Origin of the sequence: Terrisporobacter hibernicus, from assembly GCF_020809405.1 — a bacterium.
Classification (GTDB): domain Bacteria; phylum Bacillota; class Clostridia; order Peptostreptococcales; family Peptostreptococcaceae; genus Terrisporobacter; species Terrisporobacter petrolearius.
On record NZ_CP081135.1, the window covers coordinates 1802720 to 1825119 of the forward strand.

Here is a 22400-nt window from a genome sequence, read left to right on the forward strand (position 1 = left end):
GGTATTACATTCCTTGGAAGAATTCTATTTCTTTAGAATCAGCAGTTAACTTAACTACCGCTTTCTTGAAACTTGCAGTTCTTCCTACACTTCTACCCATTCTTTTAACTTTTCCATCGTAGTTTAATGTGTTTACTTTATCAACATTAACTCCGAATATAGTTTCTACAGCTTTTTTTATTTCAGTTTTATTAGCTTTCTTGCTTACTACAAATGTGTATTTGTTTTCAGCCATTTCAGCCATACTTTGTTCTGTAACGATTGGTTTTATTATTATATCGTGTGGATTAGTCATTATGCGTACACCTCCTCCACTTTTTTAACAGCATCTGTTGTTATTACGAAAGAATCGTATTTTAAGATATCATAAACATTTATAGTATTAACTAATGCAGTTTCAACACCTTGTATATTTGCTGCTGATTTTATTACGTTTTCATTTTTTTCAGCCATTACTACTAAAGCTTTTTTACCAGCATTTATGTTTTTTAATACAGCTGCGAAATCTTTAGTTTTAGGAGCTTCCATAGTTAAAGCATCTAATACTATTATTTCGTTGTTTTGTACTTTTGAAGATAAAGCAGATTTCATAGCTAATCTTCTTACTTTCTTAGGTAAAGTATATCTGTAATTTCTTGGTTTTGGTGCAAAAGCAACTCCTCCACCTATCCATTGTACAGCTCTTATAGAACCTTGTCTTGCTCTACCTGTTCCTTTTTGTTTCCAAGGTTTTCTTCCGCCACCTCTAACTTCTGCTCTAGTTTTTGCAGATTGAGTACCTTGTCTTTTATTTGCAAGTTGGTTTTTAACTACTTCATATAAAACATGTTCGTTAACTTCAACATTGAATATAGAATCTGCTAATTCTATTTCACCAACATTTTGTCCATTCATATTCAATACATTTAATTTTGGCATTGTGCATCCTCCTTTCTTAGGTTAGTCTTATTTAGAAGCCTTAACTGCTTCTTTTATTGTTACTACTGAACCTTTAGCTCCTGGTATAGCACCTTTAACTAATATAAAGTTCTTTTCAGCATCAACTCTTACTACTTCTAAGTTTTGAACTGTAACTTTAACGCTACCCATGTGTCCAGCTAGTTTTTTGTTTTTGAAAACTCTACCTGGGTAAGAACAAGCTCCCATTGAACCTGGTCTTCTGTGGTATCTAGAACCGTGAGATTCAGGACCTCTTGATTGACCATGTCTCTTTATTGGACCTTGGAATCCTTTCCCTTTAGATATTCCTGTTACATCTATCATTTCACCTGTAGCGAATACGTCAGCTTTTATTTCTTGTCCAACTGTATAAGCATCTACAGATTCAACTCTGAATTCTTTTAAATGTTTTTTTAATGTGTTAGCTGCAGCTAAATGTCCTTTTTGAGGTTTGTTTAAAGATTTTTCTTTAGCATCTACAAAACCTACTTGAACTGCATTGTATCCATCATTTTCTATTGTTTTAACTTGTGTTACAACAACTGGTCCTGCCTCAACAACTGTTACTGGAATTACTTCACCAGCTTCAGTAAATACTTGAGTCATACCTATTTTTTTTCCTAATATTCCTTTCATATTAGCACCTCCTATAATTCTTACAGCGGATTACCTAATTGGGTAATCATTCTAAGATAGTCACCTTATAGGATAATATCTTAGGTGTTTGTTCTTATAACTTTATTTCTATATCAACACCTGCTGGTAAGTCTAATTTCATTAAAGAATCAACAGTCTTAGGTGTTGGGTTTGTTATGTCTATTAATCTTTTGTGAGTTCTTATTTCGAATTGCTCTCTAGAATCTTTATATTTATGAACAGCTCTTAATATAGTAACTACTTGCTTTTCTGTTGGTAGTGGCACAGGTCCTGAAACTTGTGATCCAGCTTTTTTAGCAGTTTCAACTATTTTACCAGCAGAAAAATCTAATAATTTGTGATCATAAGATTTTAATCTTATTCTTATTTTTTCATTTTTAGCCATGTTTTATTTCCCTCCTTCTTCGCTTGTTTATCATCAGTCTTTATTTTTTCAATACCGATACACAGTTCCGGGTGTTCCTGTTTTTAAAAGTAAAAATATTAAAATTTCAAGACCAATTCTCTTTCCTTATAATTCGTATCTCTCAAGCACACTATTATATTTTATCTTATTATTAACTTTTTTTCAAGACATTTTTTTATTTTTTGTATACATTATTTTTTTGATCTTTGTATTCCAAAAAATTTCATCTTTTTTTCTTACAACGACTTGATTAGTATATAATTTTTTTACCCACTTGTCAACTATTGTATACAAAAAAAGAGAGGTTTAACCCCCTCTTTATTTCTATATATAAATAACCTGTTTATAGATTATTCTACTATTGTTGCTACAACTCCTGAAGCTACTGTTCTTCCACCTTCTCTGATGGCGAATCTTAGTCCTTCTTCAACACATATAGAGTTTATTAAATCAACTTCTATAGTTACGTTATCTCCAGGCATTACCATTTCTGTTCCTTCTGGTAATTTACAAGCTCCTGTTACGTCTGTTGTTCTGAAGTAGAATTGTGGTCTGTATCCATCGAAGAATGGAGTATGTCTTCCACCTTCTTCTTTTTTAAGAACATATATCTCTGCAGTGAACTTTGTATGAGCATTAACTGAACCTGGCTTAGCTAATACTTGTCCTCTTTCGATATCATCTCTTTGAACACCTCTTAATAATGCTCCTATATTATCTCCAGCTTGTGCGCTATCTAATAATTTTCTGAACATTTCTACACCAGTTACAACAACTTTTCTTGGCTCTTCAGTTAATCCAACTAATTCAACCTCGTCTTGTACTTTTAATACTCCTCTTTCTACTCTACCTGTAGCAACTGTTCCTCTTCCTGTTATAGAGAATACGTCTTCTACTGGCATTAAGAATGGCTTATCTACATCTCTCTCTGGAGCTGGTATATACTCATCTATTTGTTCGAATAATTCAACTATTTTGTCTCCCCACTCTGATGAAGAATCTTCTAATGCTTTTAATGCAGATCCTCTTATTATTGGAGTGTCATCTCCTGGGAATTCATACTCGCTTAATAATTCTCTTACTTCCATTTCAACTAACTCTAATAATTCTTCGTCGTCTACCATGTCGCATTTGTTTAAGAATACTACTATGTATGGTACACCAACTTGTCTTGATAATAGTATATGCTCTCTTGTTTGAGGCATTGGTCCATCAGTTGCTGAACAAACTAATATAGCACCATCCATTTGAGCTGCTCCTGTTATCATGTTTTTAACGTAGTCAGCATGTCCTGGGCAGTCAACGTGAGCGTAGTGTCTGTTTGGAGTTTCGTATTCAACGTGAGCTGTTGATATTGTGATTCCTCTTTCTCTTTCTTCTGGAGCTTTATCTATGTTAGCGAAATCTACAGCTTCTCCTAATTGATATCTATCAAATAATGTTTTTGTTATTGCAGCTGTTAATGTAGTTTTACCGTGGTCAACGTGACCTATTGTTCCTATATTAACGTGTGGTTTATTTCTTTCAAATTTAGCCTTAGCCATTGTGAAATACCTCCTAATATATTTTATTATTATAATTTATTATCATAAGACGAGGATAAACCTCGTCTTACTAATTTATTTATTTATAAGATAAATAATTATTATCTACCTTCAGCAACTTTCTTAGCAACATTTGCTGGAACTTGCTCATAGTGATCAAATATCATTGTGTAAGTAGCTCTACCTTGAGTAGTAGATCTTAATTCAGTAGAGTATCCGAACATTTCTGAAAGTGGAACGAATGCATTTATAACTTGCGCTCCGCTTCTAGCTTCCATACCTTGGATTAGACCTCTCTTAGAGTTTAGTCCTCCCATAACGTCTCCCATGTACTCTTCTGGAGTAACAACTTCAACTTTGAAGAATGGCTCAAGTAATACTGAATTACCTTTTTTAAGAGCTTCTTTCATAGCCATTGAACCAGCCATTTTGAACGCCATTTCTGATGAATCGACTTCATGGTAAGAACCATCATACAATTCAACAGCAACGTCAACAACTGGGTAACCAGCTACTAAACCAGATTGCATAGCACCTTGTATACCAGCGTCAGTTGGTCCAACATATTCTTTAGGTACAGATCCACCAACAGTTTTGTTTTCGAATTTGTATCCAAGACCTGGCTCTTGTGGGTTAACTCTAAGTTTAACATGTCCGTATTGTCCTCTACCACCTGATTGTTTAGAGTATTTGTACTCTACATCAACTGGTTGAGTTATAGTTTCTCTGTAAGCAACTTGAGGAGCACCAACATTAGCTTCTACTTTAAATTCTCTTAATAATCTATCAACTATTATCTCTAAGTGTAGTTCACCCATACCTGATATTATAGTTTGTCCTGTTTCTTCATCAGACTTAACTGTGAAAGTTGGATCTTCCTCAGCTAGTTTTTGAAGAGCTACACCCATTTTTTCTTGAGACGCTTTAGATTTTGGTTCTATAGCAACAGATATAACTGTTTCAGGGAATTCCATAGATTCAAGTATTATTGGGCTAGCAGGATCACATAAAGTATCTCCAGTAGTAGTATCTTTAAGACCTACTGCTGCAGCTATATCTCCAGCATATACTTCTGTTATTTCTTCTCTTGTATTAGCATGCATTTGAAGTATACGACCTATTCTTTCTCTCTTACCTTTAGTAGAGTTAAGAACATAAGATCCACCTTGCATTACACCAGAGTAAACTCTGAAGAATGCTAACTTCCCAACGAATGGGTCAGTCATTATTTTGAATGCTAAAGCTGAGAATGGTTCTTCATCAGATGAGTGTCTTTCATCTTCATCTCCATTTTCTAATACACCTTTTATAGCCGGTATATCAGTTGGAGCTGGTAGGTAATCAATAACACCATCTAATAATAACTGAACACCTTTGTTTTTGTATGCAGAACCACAGAATACCGGGTTCATTTCACATGCTATAGTAGCTTTTCTTATAGCACTTTTTATTTCTTCTATTGAGAACTCTTCACCTTCAAGATATTTCATCATTAACTCTTCGTCAGTTTCAGCTACAGCTTCAACTAATTTTTCTCTCCACTCAGCAGCTAACTCTTTCATATCTTCAGGTATTTCAGTTCTTTCTATTTCTCTTCCTAAGTCGTCTTTGTATATGTGAGCACACATTTCTACTAAGTCAACTTCACCTTCTAACCAATCTTCTTTACCTATCGGTAATTGAACTGGTACAGCATTTGCGTTTAATCTGTCTTTCATCATTTGTACAACATTGTAGAAATCCGCACCCATGATGTCCATTTTATTTACGAATGCTACTCTAGGTACTTCGTAGTTATCTGCTTGTCTCCATACGTTCTCAGATTGAGGTTCAACCCCACCTTTAGCACAGAATACAGCAACAGAACCATCAAGAACTCTTAGAGATCTTTCAACTTCAACAGTGAAATCCACGTGTCCTGGAGTATCTATTATATTTATTCTATGACCTTTCCATTGAGCAGTAGTAGCGGCAGAAGTTATTGTTATACCTCTTTCCTTTTCTTGCTCCATCCAGTCCATTTGAGAAGCTCCTTCATGAGTTTCTCCTATTTTATGAGTTTGTCCAGTATAGAACAGGATTCTTTCTGTAGTAGTAGTTTTTCCTGCATCTATATGAGCCATTATTCCTATATTTCTTGTTTTCTCTAAAGGAAACTGTCTAGCCATGGTTATCCTCCTTAAGATATCCTTTATTATTTCATATCAAACAAATTCTATTCTTTATTTGTATAAAATTAGAATCTGTAATGAGCAAATGCTTTATTAGCTTCTGCCATTTTATGAGTATCTTCTCTCTTCTTAACTGATGCACCAGTATTATTAGCTGCATCCATTATTTCTTTAGCAAGTTTTTCAACCATACCTTTTTCACCACGAGCTCTAGTATAGTTTACTAACCATCTTAAACCTAAAGTTTGTCTTCTCTCTGGTCTAACTTCTATTGGAACTTGGTAGTTAGCTCCACCAACTCTTCTCGCTTTAACTTCTAAAACTGGCATTACGTTATCCATAGCTTTATTGAATACTTCTAAAGCATCTTCTCCAGTTTTTTCAGCAACTATAGCAAAAGCATCATACACGATTGTTTGAGCTTTTCCTTTTTTTCCATCTATCATTAAATTGTTTATTAATTTACTTACCACTTTACTTCCATACATTGGATCTGGTAAAACTTCTCTTTTTGGAACATTACCTTTTCTTGGCATTTTGCTTCCCTCCTTAATTATTAAATCTTAAATCATAGGTACTCGACATAATAAAATGCCGTGATGCCATAAATACGAATATATATTTAAAGCACCGCACTATAATATTGTCATTTTATTGTTTAGTTTAGAATCTATTTTTTTGCAGCTTTAGGTTTCTTAGCACCATATTTAGATCTTGATTGCATTCTCTTATCAACACCTGCAGTATCTAATGTACCTCTTAATATATGGTATCTAACCCCTGGAAGGTCTTTTACTCTTCCTCCTCTTATAAGAACAACACTATGTTCTTGTAAGTTGTGTCCTTCTCCTGGTATATAAGCAGAAACCTCTATACCATTAGTTAATCTAACTCTCGCAACTTTTCTTAAAGCTGAGTTAGGTTTCTTAGGAGTAACTGTTTTTACTGAAGTACAAACTCCTCTTTTTTGTGGAGCACTAGCATCAGTAGATTTTTTGTGTAAAGAGTTGAACCCTTTTTGTAATGCTGGAGCAGTAGATTTCTTTTCTATCGCTTTTCTACTTTTACGAACTAATTGGTTAATTGTTGGCATCATCTGCACCTCCTTTTCAATATTTTCGATCTTAAATGATCGCCAACTAAATCAATATGAATTCATACTGATTTTGTAATAGCTTGTCACTATAAAATGTAATAAAAAACCACTATAAATATAGGGCAACATTTAATAGTTTGGTACTTATAGTTCTTTAATTATATATAAATGCTTATTTAAAAGTTTACTAAAAACCAGTGGTTTAAGTAAACTTTTAAATTTCACACTTTTACATTTTAACATCACCGTCAACCGATGTCAAGAACTCTTTAATTTGCATTTTTGTATTATTCTTCTATCTTTTCAACGGCTATATTTCTATATTTTTTCATTCCTGTTCCTGCTGGAATCAACTTTCCTAATATAACATTCTCTTTTAGTCCTATTAAGTGGTCTTCTTTTCCTTTTATTGCAGCTTCAGTTAAAACCCTTGTAGTTTCTTGGAATGAAGCAGCTGATAGGAACGATTCTGTAGCAAGAGAGGCTTTAGTTATTCCAAGTAATACTCTCTTAGCTGTTGCTGGTCTTAGTCCATTAACTATAGCTTCATCATTACATTTTTCAAATGTTAATACATCTTCATAACCACCTGGTAATAAATCTGTATCTCCCGGATCTTCAACCTTAACTTTAGACAACATTTGTCTTACTATAACTTCTATATGCTTGTCGTTAACGTCAACCCCTTGAAGTCTATAAACTCTTTGAACCTCTTTAACTATATATTCTTGAACTCCACCTATACCTTTAACTCTTACGATATCGTGTGGATTTATAGAACCTTGTGTTAAAGCATCTCCTGCTTTAACCATTTGACCTTGTTTAACTCTTAATCTAGAGTTATAAGCTATTGCGTAAACTTGTTTTTCACCTTCATGTGGTATAACTATTATTTCTTTTCTCTTACCTGTTTCATCTATTTCAACTCTACCATCTATTTCAGCTATTACAGCTAAACCTTTAGGTTTTCTTGCTTCAAATAACTCTTCAACCCTCGGAAGACCCTGAGTTATATCTCCACCGGCAACCCCACCTGTATGGAATGTACGCATTGTAAGCTGTGTACCAGGTTCACCGATTGATTGAGCGGCTATTATACCTATAGCTTCACCTATATTAACTTCTTTTCCAGTAGCTAAGTTTCTACCATAACATTTTGAACAAACACCGTGTCTAGTTTTACAGTTAAGAACAGTTCTTATTTGAACTTCTTCTATCCCTGCTGCTACCATCTCTTCAGCTTGTTCTTCCATTATCATAGCATCAGCTTCCACTATAACTTTACCAGTATTAGGATTTACTATAGGATCTATAGTATATCTTCCTACTATTCTGTCATAGATTTCTTCAATAACCTCGTTACCTTCCTTTATAGCTACGATTGTTGAAGTGTCAGTAGTTCCACAATCATAATCTCTAACTATAACATCTTGAGAAACGTCAACAAGTCTTCTTGTTAAGTATCCTGAATCGGCTGTACGAAGAGCTGTATCCGAAAGTCCTTTTCTAGCACCATGTGATGATATAAAGTATTCCATAACTGATAACCCTTCACGGAAGTTAGATTTAACTGGGATTTCTACTGTTTTACCAGATGCATTGGCCATAAGACCACGCATACCAGCTAACTGTCTTATCTGATTCTTAGACCCTCTGGCTCCTGAATGGGCCATTATAAAAATGTTGTTCATTCTTTCAAGTCCGTTCATAAGTGCGTCAGTTACTTTATTTGTAGTTTCAGTCCAAGTTTCTATAACTTTCTCATATCTTTCTTCGTTAGATATAAGTCCTCTTCCGTAAGCTTTTTCAAACTTATCAACTTGTTTTTCAGCAGCAGCTATATATTCTGCTTTTTCTTTTGGTACTTTCATATCTGCAACAGCAACTGTTATACCACCAACTGTAGAATATTTAAATCCTAAAGCTTTTATGTGGTCTAGAACTTCTGCAGTTTTTGTATTACCATGTCTTCTAAAGCATTTCTCTATTATTTTGCCTAATGCCTTTTTATCAACTAAGAAATCTATTTCTAATTTGAATTTATCTACATTTCTATCTACAAATCCTAAGTCCTGAGGCATATTTTCATTGAATATAAATCTACCTACAGTACTTTCTATTAATCCTGTCGTTCCATCTGGGAACGCTGTTCTTACTTTAACAGTAGCATGTAATTCAACAGCTTTAGTTTCGTAAGCCATTAATAATTCATTGTAGTCTTTAAATATACTTCCTGTTCCTTTTTCTCCACCTTGTGATTCTATTGTTAAATAATAACTTCCTAGAACCATATCTTGAGATGGAGTAGTTATAGGAGAACCATCTTTAGGCGCAAGTATATTATTTACAGAAAGCATTAAGAATCTTGCTTCTGCTTGCGCTTCCACAGATAAAGGAACGTGAACCGCCATTTGGTCACCATCGAAGTCAGCATTATATGCCGTACATACAAGTGGATGTAACTTGATTGCTTTTCCTTCAACTAATATTGGCTCAAATGCTTGTATACCTAATCTGTGTAGTGTCGGTGCACGGTTAAGTAAAACTGGGTGACTCTTGATTACATCTTCAAGTACATCCCATACTTCTGGTTTTACTTTTTCAACTATAGATTTGGCACTCTTAATATTGTGCGCATAACCTTCTTTAACTAATCTATCCATTACAAATGGTTTGAATAATTCAAGTGCCATTTTTCTTGGAAGACCACATTGATAGAATTTAAGCTCTGGTCCAACAACGATAACAGAACGTCCTGAATAGTCAACACGTTTTCCAAGTAAGTTTTGACGGAAACGTCCTTGCTTACCTTTTAACATATCTGATAAAGACTTAAGTGGTCTATTACCAGGCCCAGTTACCGGTCTTCCCCTTCTACCATTGTCTATTAGAGCATCTACTGCTTCTTGAAGCATTCTCTTTTCATTTCTAACGATGATATCAGGAGCTCCAAGTTCTAATAATCTTTTAAGTCTGTTATTTCTATTTATAACTCTTCTATATAAGTCATTTAAATCAGAAGTTGCAAATCTACCCCCATCTAATTGAACCATCGGTCTTAAGTCTGGTGGAATTACTGGAATAGCATCTAATATCATCCATTCTGGCTTATTACCAGATTTTCTGAATGCTTCAACAACTTCTAATCTTCTTATTGTTCTTACTCTTTTTTGTCCAGTACTGTCTTTTAAGTCATCTCTTAACATTTTAGACTCTTTTTCTAAGTCTATATTTTGTAAAAGTTTCTTAACAGCTTCTGCACCCATTCCAACTTCAAAAGTGTTTCCATGTTCTCTGTAAACAGTTCTAAACTTATCTTCGTTTATTAACTCTTTTTCATTTAATCCTGTTTCTCCTGGATTAATAACAACATAAGAAGCGAAATATAATATTTTTTCTAGTGATCTAGGTGACATATCAAGTAAAAGACCCATTCTACTTGGTATTCCTTTGAAGTACCAGATGTGAGACATAGGAGCAGCAAGCTCTATATGTCCCATTCTAGATCTTCTTACTTTAGATTTAGTGACTTCAACACCACATCTGTCACATATTACACCTTTATATCTAACTCTTCTGTATTTACCACAATGACATTCCCAGTCTTTTTGTGGTCCAAATATTCTTTCACAGAATAAACCGTCTTTCTCTGGCTTTAAAGTACGGTAGTTTATCGTTTCTGGTTTTTTCACTTCACCATAAGACCATTCTCTTATTCTTTCTGGAGAAGCTAATCCTATTTTAATCGACTCGAAATTGTTTAATTCAAACAAGGAGTTCTCTCCCTTCTATTTGATATTTATTTTATAAAACTACACTTTATAATCATCGTTCTCATCATTACTGTAGTCAAAATCATCGTAATTCATATCATCTAATAATTCTTCATCTTCATCTTCTTCAACTTCTATTTCTTCTATCATGTGATTTTCTTGAACATCAGTATCATCACTAACTACTGAACCTTCAAAATCACTTTCTGGTTCATCGAAGTCAACATTTTCTTTAACTTCTAATTCTTCATCTTCTTCTGATAATATTTTTACATCTAAACATAAAGATTGAAGTTCTTTTATTAATACTTTAAATGATTCTGGTATACCTGGTTCAGGTATGTTTTCACCTTTAACTATAGCTTCGTAAGTTCTAACACGACCAACAACATCATCTGATTTAACAGTAAGTATTTCTTGTAGGATGTGAGATGCACCGTATGCTTCCAATGCCCAAACCTCCATCTCACCGAATCTTTGCCCACCAAATTGTGCTTTACCACCAAGTGGTTGTTGAGTAACTAGTGAGTATGGTCCTGTACTTCTTGCATGTAACTTATCATCTACTAGATGGTGAAGTTTTAAGTAGTACATATATCCAACAGTTATCCTGTTATCAAATGATTCACCTGTTCTACCATCAAATAAAGTTAATTTTCCATCTCTTGAATATCCAGCTTCTTCAAGAGCATCTTGAATATCATACTCATTAGCTCCATCAAATACTGATGTTGCAACATGCCATCCTAATTTCTTAGCTGCAAGTCCTAAGTGCATTTCAAGAACCTGACCGATGTTCATACGAGATGGTATACCTTGTGGATTCAGTACTATATCCATAGGTGTTCCGTCTTCCATAAATGGCATATCTTCTTCTGGTAATACTCTTGAGATAACCCCTTTATTACCATGACGTCCGGCCATTTTATCTCCGACTTTTATTTTTCTTTTCTTAGCGATGTAGCATCTTACACTTTCGTTTACACCTGGTGATAAGTCATCGCCATTTTCTCTTGTAAATACTTTTATATCAACTATTATACCAGATTCTCCATGAGGAACCTTAAGAGATGTATCTCTAACTTCTCTTGCTTTTTCTCCGAATATTGCACGAAGTAATCTTTCTTCAGCAGTAAGCTCTGTTTCTCCTTTTGGAGTTACTTTACCAACTAATATATCTCCTGAATCTACCTCAGCACCTATTCTGATTATACCTCTTTCATCTAAGTTCTTAATTGCATTCTCAGATACGTTTGGTATATCTCTAGTGATTTCTTCTGGTCCTAGTTTAGTATCTCTTGCTTCACATTCATATTCTTCGATATGAATTGTTGACAATCTATCTTCTTTAACAAGTCTTTCATTTATTAAAACAGCATCCTCATAGTTGTATCCTTCCCAAGTCATGAAGGCTATTAGGCAGTTTCTTCCTAAAGCTACTTCTCCTAGGTCTGTTGCTGGACCATCTGCTATAACATCACCAGCTTCTATCATATCATTTTTGCTTATGATAGGAGTTTGGTTAACACATGTACCAGAGTTAGATCTTTTGAATTTAAGTAGTTTATACTTGTCTTTATTTCCATCTTCTCTTTTTATTATTATTTCATCTGCAGTAACTCTTTCCGCTATACCAGAATGTTTAGCTACCACAACTGCTCCTGAGTCTTTTGCTGCTCTATACTCACAACCAGTTCCTATGATTGGTGCTTCTCTTCTTACAAGAGGCACGGCTTGACGCTGCATGTTTGATCCCATTAGGGCACGGTTGGCGTCATCATTTTCAAGGAATGGTATCATCGCTGTAGCTATAGAAACAACTTGTTTTGGAGATATATCCATGAAGTCTACTCTATTAGCAGGAAGTAATTCAACAGTACCATTAACTGTTCTACAAACTACTCTATTGTTTACAAACTCACCATTATCTTTTAATGGCTCATTTGCTTGAGCTCTTACAAATATATCTTCTTCGTCAGCAGTTAAATATTGAATTTCATCTGTTATTCTGCCAGCTTCCTTATCATATTTTCTGTAAGGAGATTCTATAAATCCATATTCATTTATTTTAGCATAAGTTCCTAGAGAGTTTATAAGACCGATATTTGGTCCTTCTGGAGTCTCAATAGGACACATTCTACCGTAATGAGAATGATGAACGTCACGCACTTCGAATCCAGCTCTTTCTCTTGAAAGTCCACCTGGTCCTAATGCTGATAATCTTCTCTTATGAGTTAATTCTGACAATGGATTTGTTTGATCCATGAACTGAGATAACTGAGAGCTACCAAAGAATTCTTTAATCGCAGCTGAAACAGGTCTTATATTCACTAGTGCTTGCGGAGTTATAGATTCCATGTCTTGTACAGTCATTCTTTCTCTTATAACTCTTTCCATTCTTGAAAGACCAATTCTCACTTGATTTTGTAATAATTCACCAACAGATCTTATTCTTCTATTTCCTAAGTGGTCTATATCATCTATAGTTCCAACATCAGAGAATAGATTAAATTGATAATTTATAGATGCTATAATATCGTCTAATAAGATATGCTTTGGTATTAATTCTCTCATTCTTATTCTTAAAGCTTCTTTTATTTCTTCTTCTGTAGTACATTCAGCTAAAATTTCTTTTAATGTTGGGTAATGTACTTTTTCTTTGATTTTTAAATCATCTATATCAAATTTAATATGAGACTTGATGTCTACAAAATTATTTCCTATTACTTTAACCTTTTTGTCTTCTTCAGCTAAAACGCTAACAACGTTTATGCCTGAATTTTGTATCTCCCAAGCTTTTTCGTAAGATATTTTTTCTCCATCTTTTACGAAAACTTCTCCTGTTTCAGGATTTATTATGTCTTCGCAAGATATTCTGTTCATTATTCTATAAGCTAATGCTAATTTCTTATTGAATTTATATCTTCCTACTTTTGCTAAGTCATATCTTTTTGCATCAAAGAATAAAGCATTAATTAATGATGATGCACTCTCTACAGTAGGTGGTTCACCTGGTCTTAATTTTTTATAAATTTCAACTAAACCTGATTCTACTGAATTAGTATTGTCCTTGTCTAATGTAGCTAGTAATCTTTCATCTTCACCTAATAGCTCTTTTATTTCTTCGTCTGTTCCTATACCTAATGCTCTTAAAAGAACTGTTACAGGTTGCTTTCTTGTTCTATCAACTCTTACATAGATAACATCATTAGTATCAGTTTCGTATTCTAACCATGCTCCTCTATTTGGTATAACAGTTGAAGATATCAGTTTTTTACCAGTTTTCATATCTCTATCAAGTGCATAGTATACACCAGGAGATCTAACTAGTTGACTTACTATAACTCTTTCCGCTCCATTAATAACAAAAGTTCCTCTATCTGTCATAAGAGGAAAATCTCCCATAAAGACCTTTTGTTCCTTAATTTCTCCAGTCTCTTTATTTATAAGTCTTACTTTTACATTTAGAGGTGCATGATATGTAGCATCTCTTTCTTTACACTCTTCTATATCGTATTTTGGTTTTTCGTCTAAAGAGTAATCTACGAATTCTAATATTAAATTTCCCGTGTAGTCTTCTATTGGAGAAATGTCCTCAAATACTTCTTTTAAACCTTCTTCTAAAAACCACTTATAGGAATCGACTTGTATTTCTATAAGATTTGGTAAATCAGCTATTTCTTTTATTTTAGAAAAGCTCATTCTAGTTCTCTTACCTATCGTGACAGGGTATGGCATTCACTTTTCACCTCTCAATAATTAAAAATAAAACCATTGTGATTCTAACGCATCTAGGAATTATACCACAAATCTGACTAAATTTCAATATTCTTATTGCCCAATCTTTTTAATTTTATGTATTAAAATTCTATTCACAAAATATGCATTATTTATTATGCTCAAAAAATCAAACAATAATTCTAGTTTTTTAAAAAATTTCCAAACTAGAGAATAGAAAACAGAAGTAATTTTACATCTACTTTCTATTCTCTAGTTTATCATTTCATTTTTAGCTTAAAAAAAGGCATCTAACTAAGATGCCTTTTATATTTTTATTATTAGCTTTTAATAACTATATTATAATTATTTAACTTCTACAGAAGCTCCAGTTTCTTCTAATTTAGCTTTCATTTCTTCAGCTTCTTCTTTAGAAACTCCTTCTTTTAATGTTTTAGGAGCATTGTCAACTAATTCTTTAGCTTCTTTTAATCCTAATCCTGTTATTTCTCTAACTGCTTTTATAACTTTAACTTTTGATGCACCAGCACTAGCTAATACTATATCAAATTCAGTTTTTTCTTCAGCAGCAGCACCACCAGCAGCACCAGCAACCATTACTGGAGCAGAAGCAGATACACCGAATTTTTCTTCTGCAGCTTTTACTAATTCATTTAATTCTGTAACTTTCATTTGCTCTATAGCTTCTAATATTTGTTCTATTGTCATTTTTCGCACCTCCGAAATTATTTTCTAATTTTTTATTATTATCTTTTATAATTGTTAATTTTTAATTAACTGACAATTAAGCTTCTTGTCCTTCTTTTTCTTTTATTAACGCGTCTAATAAGTAAGCAAAGTTAGACATTGGAGCTTTTAAGCTACCAAGTAACTTAGCAAGAAGAACTTCTCTTGGTGGTATGTTAGCAAACTCAACGATTTGAGCTTCGTTGTAGAATGTGCCTTCAACAACACCCATTTTTAGTTTCATTTTTGGATGAGAATCCATAAATTCTTTTATAACTCTAGCTGGAGCTATTGGATCTTCGTAACCAAATGCTATAGCATTAGTTCCTACTAATAATTCATTATTGAACTCAGATATTCCAACTTCTTGAGCTGCTCTTCTTACTAAAGTATTTTTGTATACTTTATATTCAACACCAGCTTCTCTCATTTTCTTTCTAAGTTCTGTAACTTCTTCAACTGTAAGTCCTTTGTAATCAACAACTATAGTAGAAGATGATTTTTGTAATTTTTCAACTATCTCTGCAACAACTTGTGATTTTATTTGTAAAGCTTCTCTCATCTAGATGTGCACCTCCTTCACCATGTAGGTTATAATTCGCCGCGATTCATCATATAAAAAGCTTTTATATTATCTATTGCATAGACCACATAAAAGCTTTAGTATTATCATTTATCTAAAACCTCGGTAGGATATTTAAGCTAAAGCACCTACTGTCTACGGCAAATTTATTCAATTTTATATCAACAAATGTTATATTAACATTTTTGCAAGCTTGTGTCAACTGGAATAATTAATCAATAATTAGTCAGTTATCTTAGCTGCGTTTATTTTTACTCCAGGTCCCATTGTAGAAGCAACTGTTACACTTCTTAAATAAGTTCCTTTTGCTGAAGATGGCTTAGCTTTTACTATAGCAGACATTAATGTCACAAAGTTTTCAGCTAGTTTTTCTCCACCGAAAGATACTTTTCCTACTGGAACGTGAACTATATTATTTTTATCTAATCTGTATTCAACTTTACCAGCTTTTATTTCTTCTATAGCTTTAGTAACATCAAATGTAACTGTTCCTGATTTTGGATTTGGCATTAAACCTTTTGGTCCTAATACTCTACCTAATCTACCAACTACACCCATCATATCTGGAGTAGCAACAACTACATCAAAGTCAAACCAGTTTTCTTTTTGTATTTTTTGTACTAAATCTTCAGCACCTACGAAATCAGCACCTGCAGCTTGAGCTTCAGTAGCTTTTTCTCCTTTAGCAAAAACTAAAACTTTTTTAGTTTTACCAGTTCCATGAGGTAATACTATAGCACCTCTAACTTGTTGGTCAGCATGACGTCCGTCAACACCTAATTTTATATGAGCTTCTACAGTCTCATCAAATTTAGCTGTAGCTATTTCAGCAACTAAATCTAAAGCTTCTTTTGAGTCATATAATTTTGTTCTATCTATTTTTGCTAATGCTTGAGCATATTTTTTACTTTTATTAGCCATTTTATTTTCCTCCTGTGGTTTATTTACGGTTTTACAACCTCCCACTTCTTATACGAAGTGTCTAATCTAAAATTAGTCTTCTACTACGATACCCATACTTCTTGCAGTACCAGCTATCATTCTCATAGCAGCTTCTACTGAAGCAGCATTTAAGTCAGGCATTTTTAATTCAGCTATTTCTCTAACTTGAGCTGAAGTTAAAGTTGCAACTTTCTTTTTGTTTGGTTCTCCAGACGCAGTGTCTAAACCAGCAGCTTTCTTTAATAATACTGCAGCTGGTGGAGTTTTAGTTATGAAACTGAAAGATCTATCTTGATATACAGTTATAACAACTGGTATTATCATTCCAGCTTGATCTGCAGTTTTAGCATTGAATTCTTTAGTGAATCCCATTATGTTAACTCCATGTTGTCCTAATGCTGGACCAACTGGTGGAGCTGGAGTAGCCTTTCCTGCAGGTATTTGTAATTTTATTTGACCTATAACTTTTTTAGCCATTACGATCGCACCTCCTCAGATTTTCTATTGCGTTATTATATTCTTTCTATGTTTTTAAGACTCATCTCAAGCGGCGTTTCTTTTCCGCCAAATGCGTCTATACATATTCTTGCTGTGTCATTATTTGTGTCAACATGTTTAACGGTTCCTGTTTGACCTACAAATGGACCAGTTGTAATTTTTACAACTTCACCAACTTCTAAATCTTCTGGACCGTTTACTTTAAATACAGTTAAATCAATTCCCATTGCTTCAACTTCGGCTTCACTTAGTGGTACTGGTTTAGATCCAGGGCCTACAAATCCTGTAACGCCTTTAGTATTTCTTACTATATACCAAGATTCATCAGTTATTATCATTTTGATCAAAACATAACTTGGATATATTTTTCTTTGTCTAACTTTTTCTTTTCCTGTTTTTGTAGTTTCCACTACATCCTCAGTTGGTACAACCACATCTGTTATGAATTGTTCCATGCCTCTTGTTTTTACGGCTTTTTCTATGGTAGCTTTAACTTTGTTTTCATGTCCTGAATAAGTATGAACAACATACCATCTTGCTTCTTGTAACTCTGACATTTGTTTTCTCCTTTTAATCTATTTTAGTATTAATCCTAGTGCACCAGATAATACAGTGTCTAATCCCCATACTAATATAGTAAACGAAATAATTGTAGCTAAAACTATACCTGTGTTTTTTAGCAATTCTGTTTTGGTTGACCATGTAACTCTTGAAAGTTCTTGCTTAGTGCCTTTTAAATATCCCACTAAACCAGACTTTTTCTTAACCTTTTGGCTCTCTTGAGTTGCCATCCACACTCACATCCTTAAAATAAGACTATTTTGTTTCTTTATGAGTAGTATGTTTCTTACAGAATTTACAGTATTTGTTTAACTCAATTCTGTCTGGATTGTTCTTTTTGTTTTTTGTAGTGTTGTAGTTTCTTTGCTTACATTCTGAACAAGCTAAAGTTACTTTTACTCTCATCTGCTACACCTCCAAATTTGTAAATACAATAATATATATTGTTAAATAATATCTTAAGCATTCATTTTAAAAATTAACGCTAGATATTATCACCTTCCTTAAATCATTACTTTGTATAAGTTATCACAAATTTATATTGATGTCAATGTTTTTGTAAGTTTACTGCTAAAAAAAGAGAGGTCTTAACCCCTCTTTTTTTCTATATATAATCACCTATTTATAGATTATTCTACTATTGTTGCTACAACCCCTGAAGCTACTGTTCTTCCACCTTCTCTGATGGCGAATCTTAGTCCTTCTTCAACACATATAGAGTTTATTAAATCAACTTCTATAGTTACGTTATCTCCAGGCATTACCATTTCTGTTCCTTCTGGTAATTTACAAGCTCCTGTTACGTCTGTTGTTCTGAAGTAGAATTGTGGTCTGTATCCATCGAAGAATGGAGTATGTCTTCCACCTTCTTCTTTTTTAAGAACATATATCTCTGCAGTGAACTTTGTATGAGCATTAACTGAACCTGGCTTAGCTAATACTTGTCCTCTTTCGATATCATCTCTTTGAACACCTCTTAATAATGCTCCTATATTATCTCCAGCTTGTGCGCTATCTAATAATTTTCTGAACATTTCTACACCAGTTACAACAACTTTTCTTGGCTCTTCAGTTAATCCAACTAATTCAACCTCGTCTTGTACTTTTAATACTCCTCTTTCTACTCTACCTGTAGCAACTGTTCCTCTTCCTGTTATAGAGAATACGTCTTCTACTGGCATTAAGAATGGCTTATCTACATCTCTCTCTGGAGCTGGTATATACTCATCTATTTGTTCGAATAATTCAACTATTTTGTCTCCCCACTCTGATGAAGAATCTTCTAATGCTTTTAATGCAGATCCTCTTATTATTGGAGTGTCATCTCCTGGGAATTCATACTCGCTTAATAATTCTCTTACTTCCATTTCAACTAACTCTAATAATTCTTCGTCGTCTACCATGTCGCATTTGTTTAAGAATACTACTATGTATGGTACACCAACTTGTCTTGATAATAGTATATGCTCTCTTGTTTGAGGCATTGGTCCATCAGTTGCTGAACAAACTAATATAGCACCATCCATTTGAGCTGCTCCTGTTATCATGTTTTTAACGTAGTCAGCATGTCCTGGGCAGTCAACGTGAGCGTAGTGTCTGTTTGGAGTTTCGTATTCAACGTGAGCTGTTGATATTGTGATTCCTCTTTCTCTTTCTTCTGGAGCTTTATCTATGTTAGCGAAATCTACAGCTTCTCCTAGTTGATATCTGTCAAATAATGTTTTTGTTATTGCAGCTGTTAATGTAGTTTTACCGTGGTCAACGTGACCTATTGTTCCTATATTAACGTGTGGTTTATTTCTTTCAAATTTAGCCTTAGCCATTTTAAAATACCTCCTGTTGTATTTAATATAATTTAAAATGCTTACTATAAGCTTATGATAAGTATTTTACTATTAATCATTCCTGTTTTCAAGATGTTTTTCCAATTTTCTCTTCACTCTTTGAAGAGCATTATCTATTGATTTTACATCTCTATCAAGCTTGTCCGCAATATATTGATAAGACTTCCCATTTAGGTATAATTCCAGTACTTCAAGCTCTAAATCACTAAGAAGTTCATTCATTTTATTTTCTATGTTTCTTAGTTCTTCTTTGCTTATTATTAGTTCCTCTGGATCAGTAACTATACTAGTTGCTATAATATCCAAAAGAGTTCTATCTGACTCTTCATCATAAATAGGTTTATTCAAAGATACATATGAGTTAAGAGGTATATGTTTTTGTCTTGTTGCTGTTTTAATTGCAGTTATTATCTGTCTAGTAATACAAATTTCAGCGAAACACTTAAATGAATTTGTTTTACTTCCATCAAAGTCTCTTACCGCTTTATACAGGCCTATCATTCCCTCTTGAATTATATCTTCCTTATCAGCACCTACCAAAAAGTAGGATTTTGCCTTTGCTTTAACAAAGTTCTTATATTTTGTAATAATGTATTCTAATGCTATTTTATCCCCATTGCTTGCTTTTAATACAATATTATACTCATCCTGCTGGTTATTATCTAAGACCCTGTAATCATTATCATTAGCTACTAACATTAAAATCTCCCCCAATTAAAAGTTTCATAATTACATTATAGCTTATGAAACTTAGCGTTTTCAATGCTTTCTACGAATGTTCTCAAGTTTCGACAATATATCTTTATCTAGCCTTTCTTCCAAAAAATTTCGCTGTATTTTTTGCTGGCGTTTTTCTTGTTCTTCTTTAATTTTTACTATTGCACTGTCTACATAGAGTTTTAACTCTCTTGCTGATATTCTAGAAGCCCCTTTACCTAAAACAATTTGTTGTTCTGCATAATCACTAGTGGCAACTTCTATATCATCATACTTTGATAATGAACTTATGTATTTTTCTATGAAACTATCTGCTGTTTGATGTTCTTTTGTATAAACTATAGTTATATATTTTCTTTCTTCTATTTTTTCTTTAGAACTTTTCACATTATAAGCATCAAATACTATTATTGCTTTTTTCCCAGTATACTGTGCATATTCAATAATGTAATGAATCAACTTTTCTCTAGCATCTTCCAAATCATCTTTAGATATTTCTTTTAAATTATCCCATGCGTTTATAATATTGTAACCATCTATTATTAAATAAGCGTTTCTATTGTGTCTCCTCATTTTTTAATTTTTAACCTTTATTTCTCTGTCTAAATATTTCATAAAGAAGTATTCCTCCTGCTACAGAAGCATTCAGAGATGTTACATTACCTGTCATCGGCATCTTTACAGTAAAGTCACAATTTTGCTTTACTAACCTTGATATACCAAATCCTTCACTTCCTATAACTAATCCAATAGGACCTGTTAGATTTTGTTCATAGAAAACTTCTCCATCCATATCTGCTGCAGCTATCCAAAGACCTTCTTCTTTTAATCTTTTTATTGTATTAACTATATTGGTTACTTTACAAACAGGTACATATTCCACAGCTCCAGCTGATGCTTTAGCAACAACAGGAGTAATATGTACAGATCTTCTTTTTGGTATTATAACTCCATGAGCTCCAACAGCATCTGCTGTTCTAATTATAGTACCTAAATTATGTGGATCAGTAATTTCATCTAATATTATAAAGAACATATCTTCATTTGTACTTTTTGCTTTTTCTATTAATTCTTCTAACTCATAATATTCATACTCACTTACAATAGCTATCACACCTTGATGTGCATGACTTGTACTCATTTCATCAAGTTTACTTTTATTAACATATTGCACAACTACATTTTTGTCCTTAGCCATTCCTATTATCTTTTTTATAGAACCTTCTTTTGCTCCATCTGCGATCATTATTTTATCTATTTGTCTGTCACTTTTTAAAACTTCAATTACGGGATTTCTTCCCTCTACATTTGCCAATTGGTTCACCGCCTATAAATTTTTAAATTTTTCCCTTATGCTGACTATTTCACCACAACTCATTTTTCCTTCTGGACATGGTCCTTTTACACATTTAGGACCACAATTTTTAAACAGTATTGGTGCAACTTTTTTTACTTCTTTTAGCATTTCAGTTGCTAATTCTCTTATTTCCCATTGTGCTCTTTCACAACATCTATGGTCAAAGAAATTATATAAACTTCTTGTATTTATCGTAAATACCATTTTAGTTTCACAAGCATTAGGAAACACATATCTAGCATCCTCAATGGCTATTTTTTCACCTTGAGATTTAGCTTCTTTTTCGTTTTTACCTTCTTCTATTAATTTCTTATAATTTTTTTCAAATAGTATATCAACTAATTTATCATAATCTTCTTGGTCCTTTTTCATAGACTGAATAAATATTTTTTTAGCTTCTTCTATTTTTGCAATTTGTGGAGGAATAATGTACTCAAACTGATCTAGCTTAACATACCTTTGACTTTGCTGAGAAAAACTAGCTATTCTATGTCTTACTATTTGGTGAGAACAACTTCTAGATATTCCTTCTATCCCAAATGTAAATGTTACATGTTCTAACGGAGATTCATGTCCCATATTAATCAACACATTTAAAAACTTTTCTACGCTTTCATCACTTAAATTTTCTTCAATTTCATCTACTCCTACTGGAGAATAGCAAAGCTTAGCTGCCATAGCTATAACTTTTTCAGGCTGTGGAGTATGTGCTAATAGTTTTACTTTCATTAATTTACCTCCTAGTTCTATTGTTATAAATATATTATACTATATTAACATATAGTTTACGGAATATTTTAAAAAATGGTATATAATTCTCCTTATTCCAATAGGTTTGCCAACTAAAT

22 protein-coding genes and 1 other annotated feature are annotated in these 22400 nt (G+C 33.2%); all 22 genes read right to left on the reverse strand.

All coding sequences use genetic code 11. The features are described 5' to 3' along the window. Positions 1-4: 4 nt before the first annotated feature. The 22 genes from rplW to thyX all read right to left on the reverse strand — a co-directional run bounded on the left by rplW (position 5) and on the right by thyX (position 22281). A complete protein-coding gene (rplW, locus tag JW646_RS08785; protein WP_074920366.1) occupies positions 5-295 on the reverse strand; it encodes a 50S ribosomal protein L23 in 291 nt (96 codons plus the stop codon). Beyond that, positions 295-918, reverse strand: a complete 624-nt coding sequence (rplD, locus tag JW646_RS08790; protein ID WP_018590368.1) for a 50S ribosomal protein L4 — start codon at positions 916-918, stop codon at positions 295-297. Before rplD ends, rplW begins: the two co-directional genes overlap by 1 nt. Before the next feature lie 27 nt (positions 919-945). Further along, positions 946-1575 carry a 50S ribosomal protein L3 gene (rplC, locus tag JW646_RS08795; protein ID WP_074920365.1) on the reverse strand — a complete coding sequence of 210 codons (630 nt, stop codon included), beginning with the start codon at positions 1573-1575 and terminating at the stop codon, positions 946-948. Positions 1576-1669: 94 nt separating this feature from the next. Continuing rightward, positions 1670-1981, reverse strand: a complete 312-nt coding sequence (gene rpsJ / locus JW646_RS08800; protein ID WP_018590366.1) for a 30S ribosomal protein S10 — start codon at positions 1979-1981, stop codon at positions 1670-1672. A 371-nt stretch (positions 1982-2352) separates the two neighbouring features. Next, complete coding sequence (tuf, locus tag JW646_RS08805; RefSeq protein WP_228417295.1) at positions 2353-3546, reverse strand: elongation factor Tu; 1194 nt, start codon at positions 3544-3546, stop codon at positions 2353-2355. A gap of 101 nt (positions 3547-3647) precedes the next feature. After that, positions 3648-5714: an elongation factor G gene (gene fusA, locus JW646_RS08810; RefSeq protein ID WP_074920436.1), complete on the reverse strand. Its 2067-nt coding sequence runs from the start codon at positions 5712-5714 to the stop codon at positions 3648-3650. Between the two features lie 68 nt (positions 5715-5782). Continuing rightward, a complete protein-coding gene (rpsG, locus tag JW646_RS08815) occupies positions 5783-6253 on the reverse strand; it encodes a 30S ribosomal protein S7 (protein ID WP_018590911.1) in 471 nt (156 codons plus the stop codon). A gap of 134 nt (positions 6254-6387) precedes the next feature. Beyond that, positions 6388-6810, reverse strand: coding sequence for a 30S ribosomal protein S12 (rpsL, locus tag JW646_RS08820; protein ID WP_074920435.1), 423 nt, complete (start codon positions 6808-6810; stop codon positions 6388-6390). 290 nt (positions 6811-7100) lie between these two features. Continuing rightward, the gene (rpoC, locus tag JW646_RS08825) at positions 7101-10586 is read right to left on the reverse strand and encodes a DNA-directed RNA polymerase subunit beta' (protein ID WP_074920434.1); all 3486 of its coding nucleotides are present in this window, start codon (positions 10584-10586) and stop codon (positions 7101-7103) included. 39 nt (positions 10587-10625) lie between these two features. Beyond that, positions 10626-14324: a DNA-directed RNA polymerase subunit beta gene (rpoB, locus tag JW646_RS08830; RefSeq protein WP_074920433.1), complete on the reverse strand. Its 3699-nt coding sequence runs from the start codon at positions 14322-14324 to the stop codon at positions 10626-10628. 345 nt (positions 14325-14669) lie between these two features. After that, positions 14670-15032 carry a 50S ribosomal protein L7/L12 gene (gene rplL, locus JW646_RS08835; protein ID WP_074920432.1) on the reverse strand — a complete coding sequence of 121 codons (363 nt, stop codon included), beginning with the start codon at positions 15030-15032 and terminating at the stop codon, positions 14670-14672. Positions 15033-15108: 76 nt separating this feature from the next. Further along, entirely contained in the window at positions 15109-15612 is a 504-nt protein-coding gene (gene rplJ, locus JW646_RS08840) for a 50S ribosomal protein L10 (protein WP_074920431.1), read from the reverse strand. Positions 15613-15657: 45 nt separating this feature from the next. Continuing rightward, positions 15658-15792: a sequence feature (ribosomal protein L10 leader region), on the reverse strand. A gap of 63 nt (positions 15793-15855) precedes the next feature. Beyond that, complete coding sequence (gene rplA, locus JW646_RS08845) at positions 15856-16554, reverse strand: 50S ribosomal protein L1 (protein ID WP_074920430.1); 699 nt, start codon at positions 16552-16554, stop codon at positions 15856-15858. Positions 16555-16626: 72 nt separating this feature from the next. Further along, positions 16627-17052 carry a 50S ribosomal protein L11 gene (rplK, locus tag JW646_RS08850; protein ID WP_039679387.1) on the reverse strand — a complete coding sequence of 142 codons (426 nt, stop codon included), beginning with the start codon at positions 17050-17052 and terminating at the stop codon, positions 16627-16629. Positions 17053-17087: 35 nt separating this feature from the next. Then, positions 17088-17630 carry a transcription termination/antitermination protein NusG gene (gene nusG, locus JW646_RS08855; RefSeq protein ID WP_018590903.1) on the reverse strand — a complete coding sequence of 181 codons (543 nt, stop codon included), beginning with the start codon at positions 17628-17630 and terminating at the stop codon, positions 17088-17090. Positions 17631-17648: 18 nt separating this feature from the next. Then, complete coding sequence (gene secE / locus JW646_RS08860; protein WP_018590902.1) at positions 17649-17864, reverse strand: preprotein translocase subunit SecE; 216 nt, start codon at positions 17862-17864, stop codon at positions 17649-17651. A gap of 25 nt (positions 17865-17889) precedes the next feature. Beyond that, entirely contained in the window at positions 17890-18039 is a 150-nt protein-coding gene (gene rpmG / locus JW646_RS08865) for a 50S ribosomal protein L33 (protein ID WP_018590901.1), read from the reverse strand. A 224-nt stretch (positions 18040-18263) separates the two neighbouring features. Continuing rightward, positions 18264-19457 carry an elongation factor Tu gene (tuf, locus tag JW646_RS08870; protein ID WP_228417295.1) on the reverse strand — a complete coding sequence of 398 codons (1194 nt, stop codon included), beginning with the start codon at positions 19455-19457 and terminating at the stop codon, positions 18264-18266. 72 nt (positions 19458-19529) lie between these two features. After that, positions 19530-20177, reverse strand: a complete 648-nt coding sequence (gene sigH / locus JW646_RS08875; RefSeq protein ID WP_018590472.1) for an RNA polymerase sporulation sigma factor SigH — start codon at positions 20175-20177, stop codon at positions 19530-19532. A 60-nt stretch (positions 20178-20237) separates the two neighbouring features. After that, positions 20238-20768 carry an NYN domain-containing protein gene (locus JW646_RS08880; protein WP_074920395.1) on the reverse strand — a complete coding sequence of 177 codons (531 nt, stop codon included), beginning with the start codon at positions 20766-20768 and terminating at the stop codon, positions 20238-20240. 10 nt (positions 20769-20778) lie between these two features. Continuing rightward, on the reverse strand, positions 20779-21510 hold the full coding sequence (gene rlmB, locus JW646_RS08885; RefSeq protein ID WP_187359333.1) for a 23S rRNA (guanosine(2251)-2'-O)-methyltransferase RlmB: 732 nt from the start codon (positions 21508-21510) through the stop codon (positions 20779-20781). Positions 21511-21522: 12 nt separating this feature from the next. Next, the gene (thyX, locus tag JW646_RS08890; protein ID WP_074920397.1) at positions 21523-22281 is read right to left on the reverse strand and encodes an FAD-dependent thymidylate synthase; all 759 of its coding nucleotides are present in this window, start codon (positions 22279-22281) and stop codon (positions 21523-21525) included. Positions 22282-22400 lie beyond the last annotated feature (119 nt).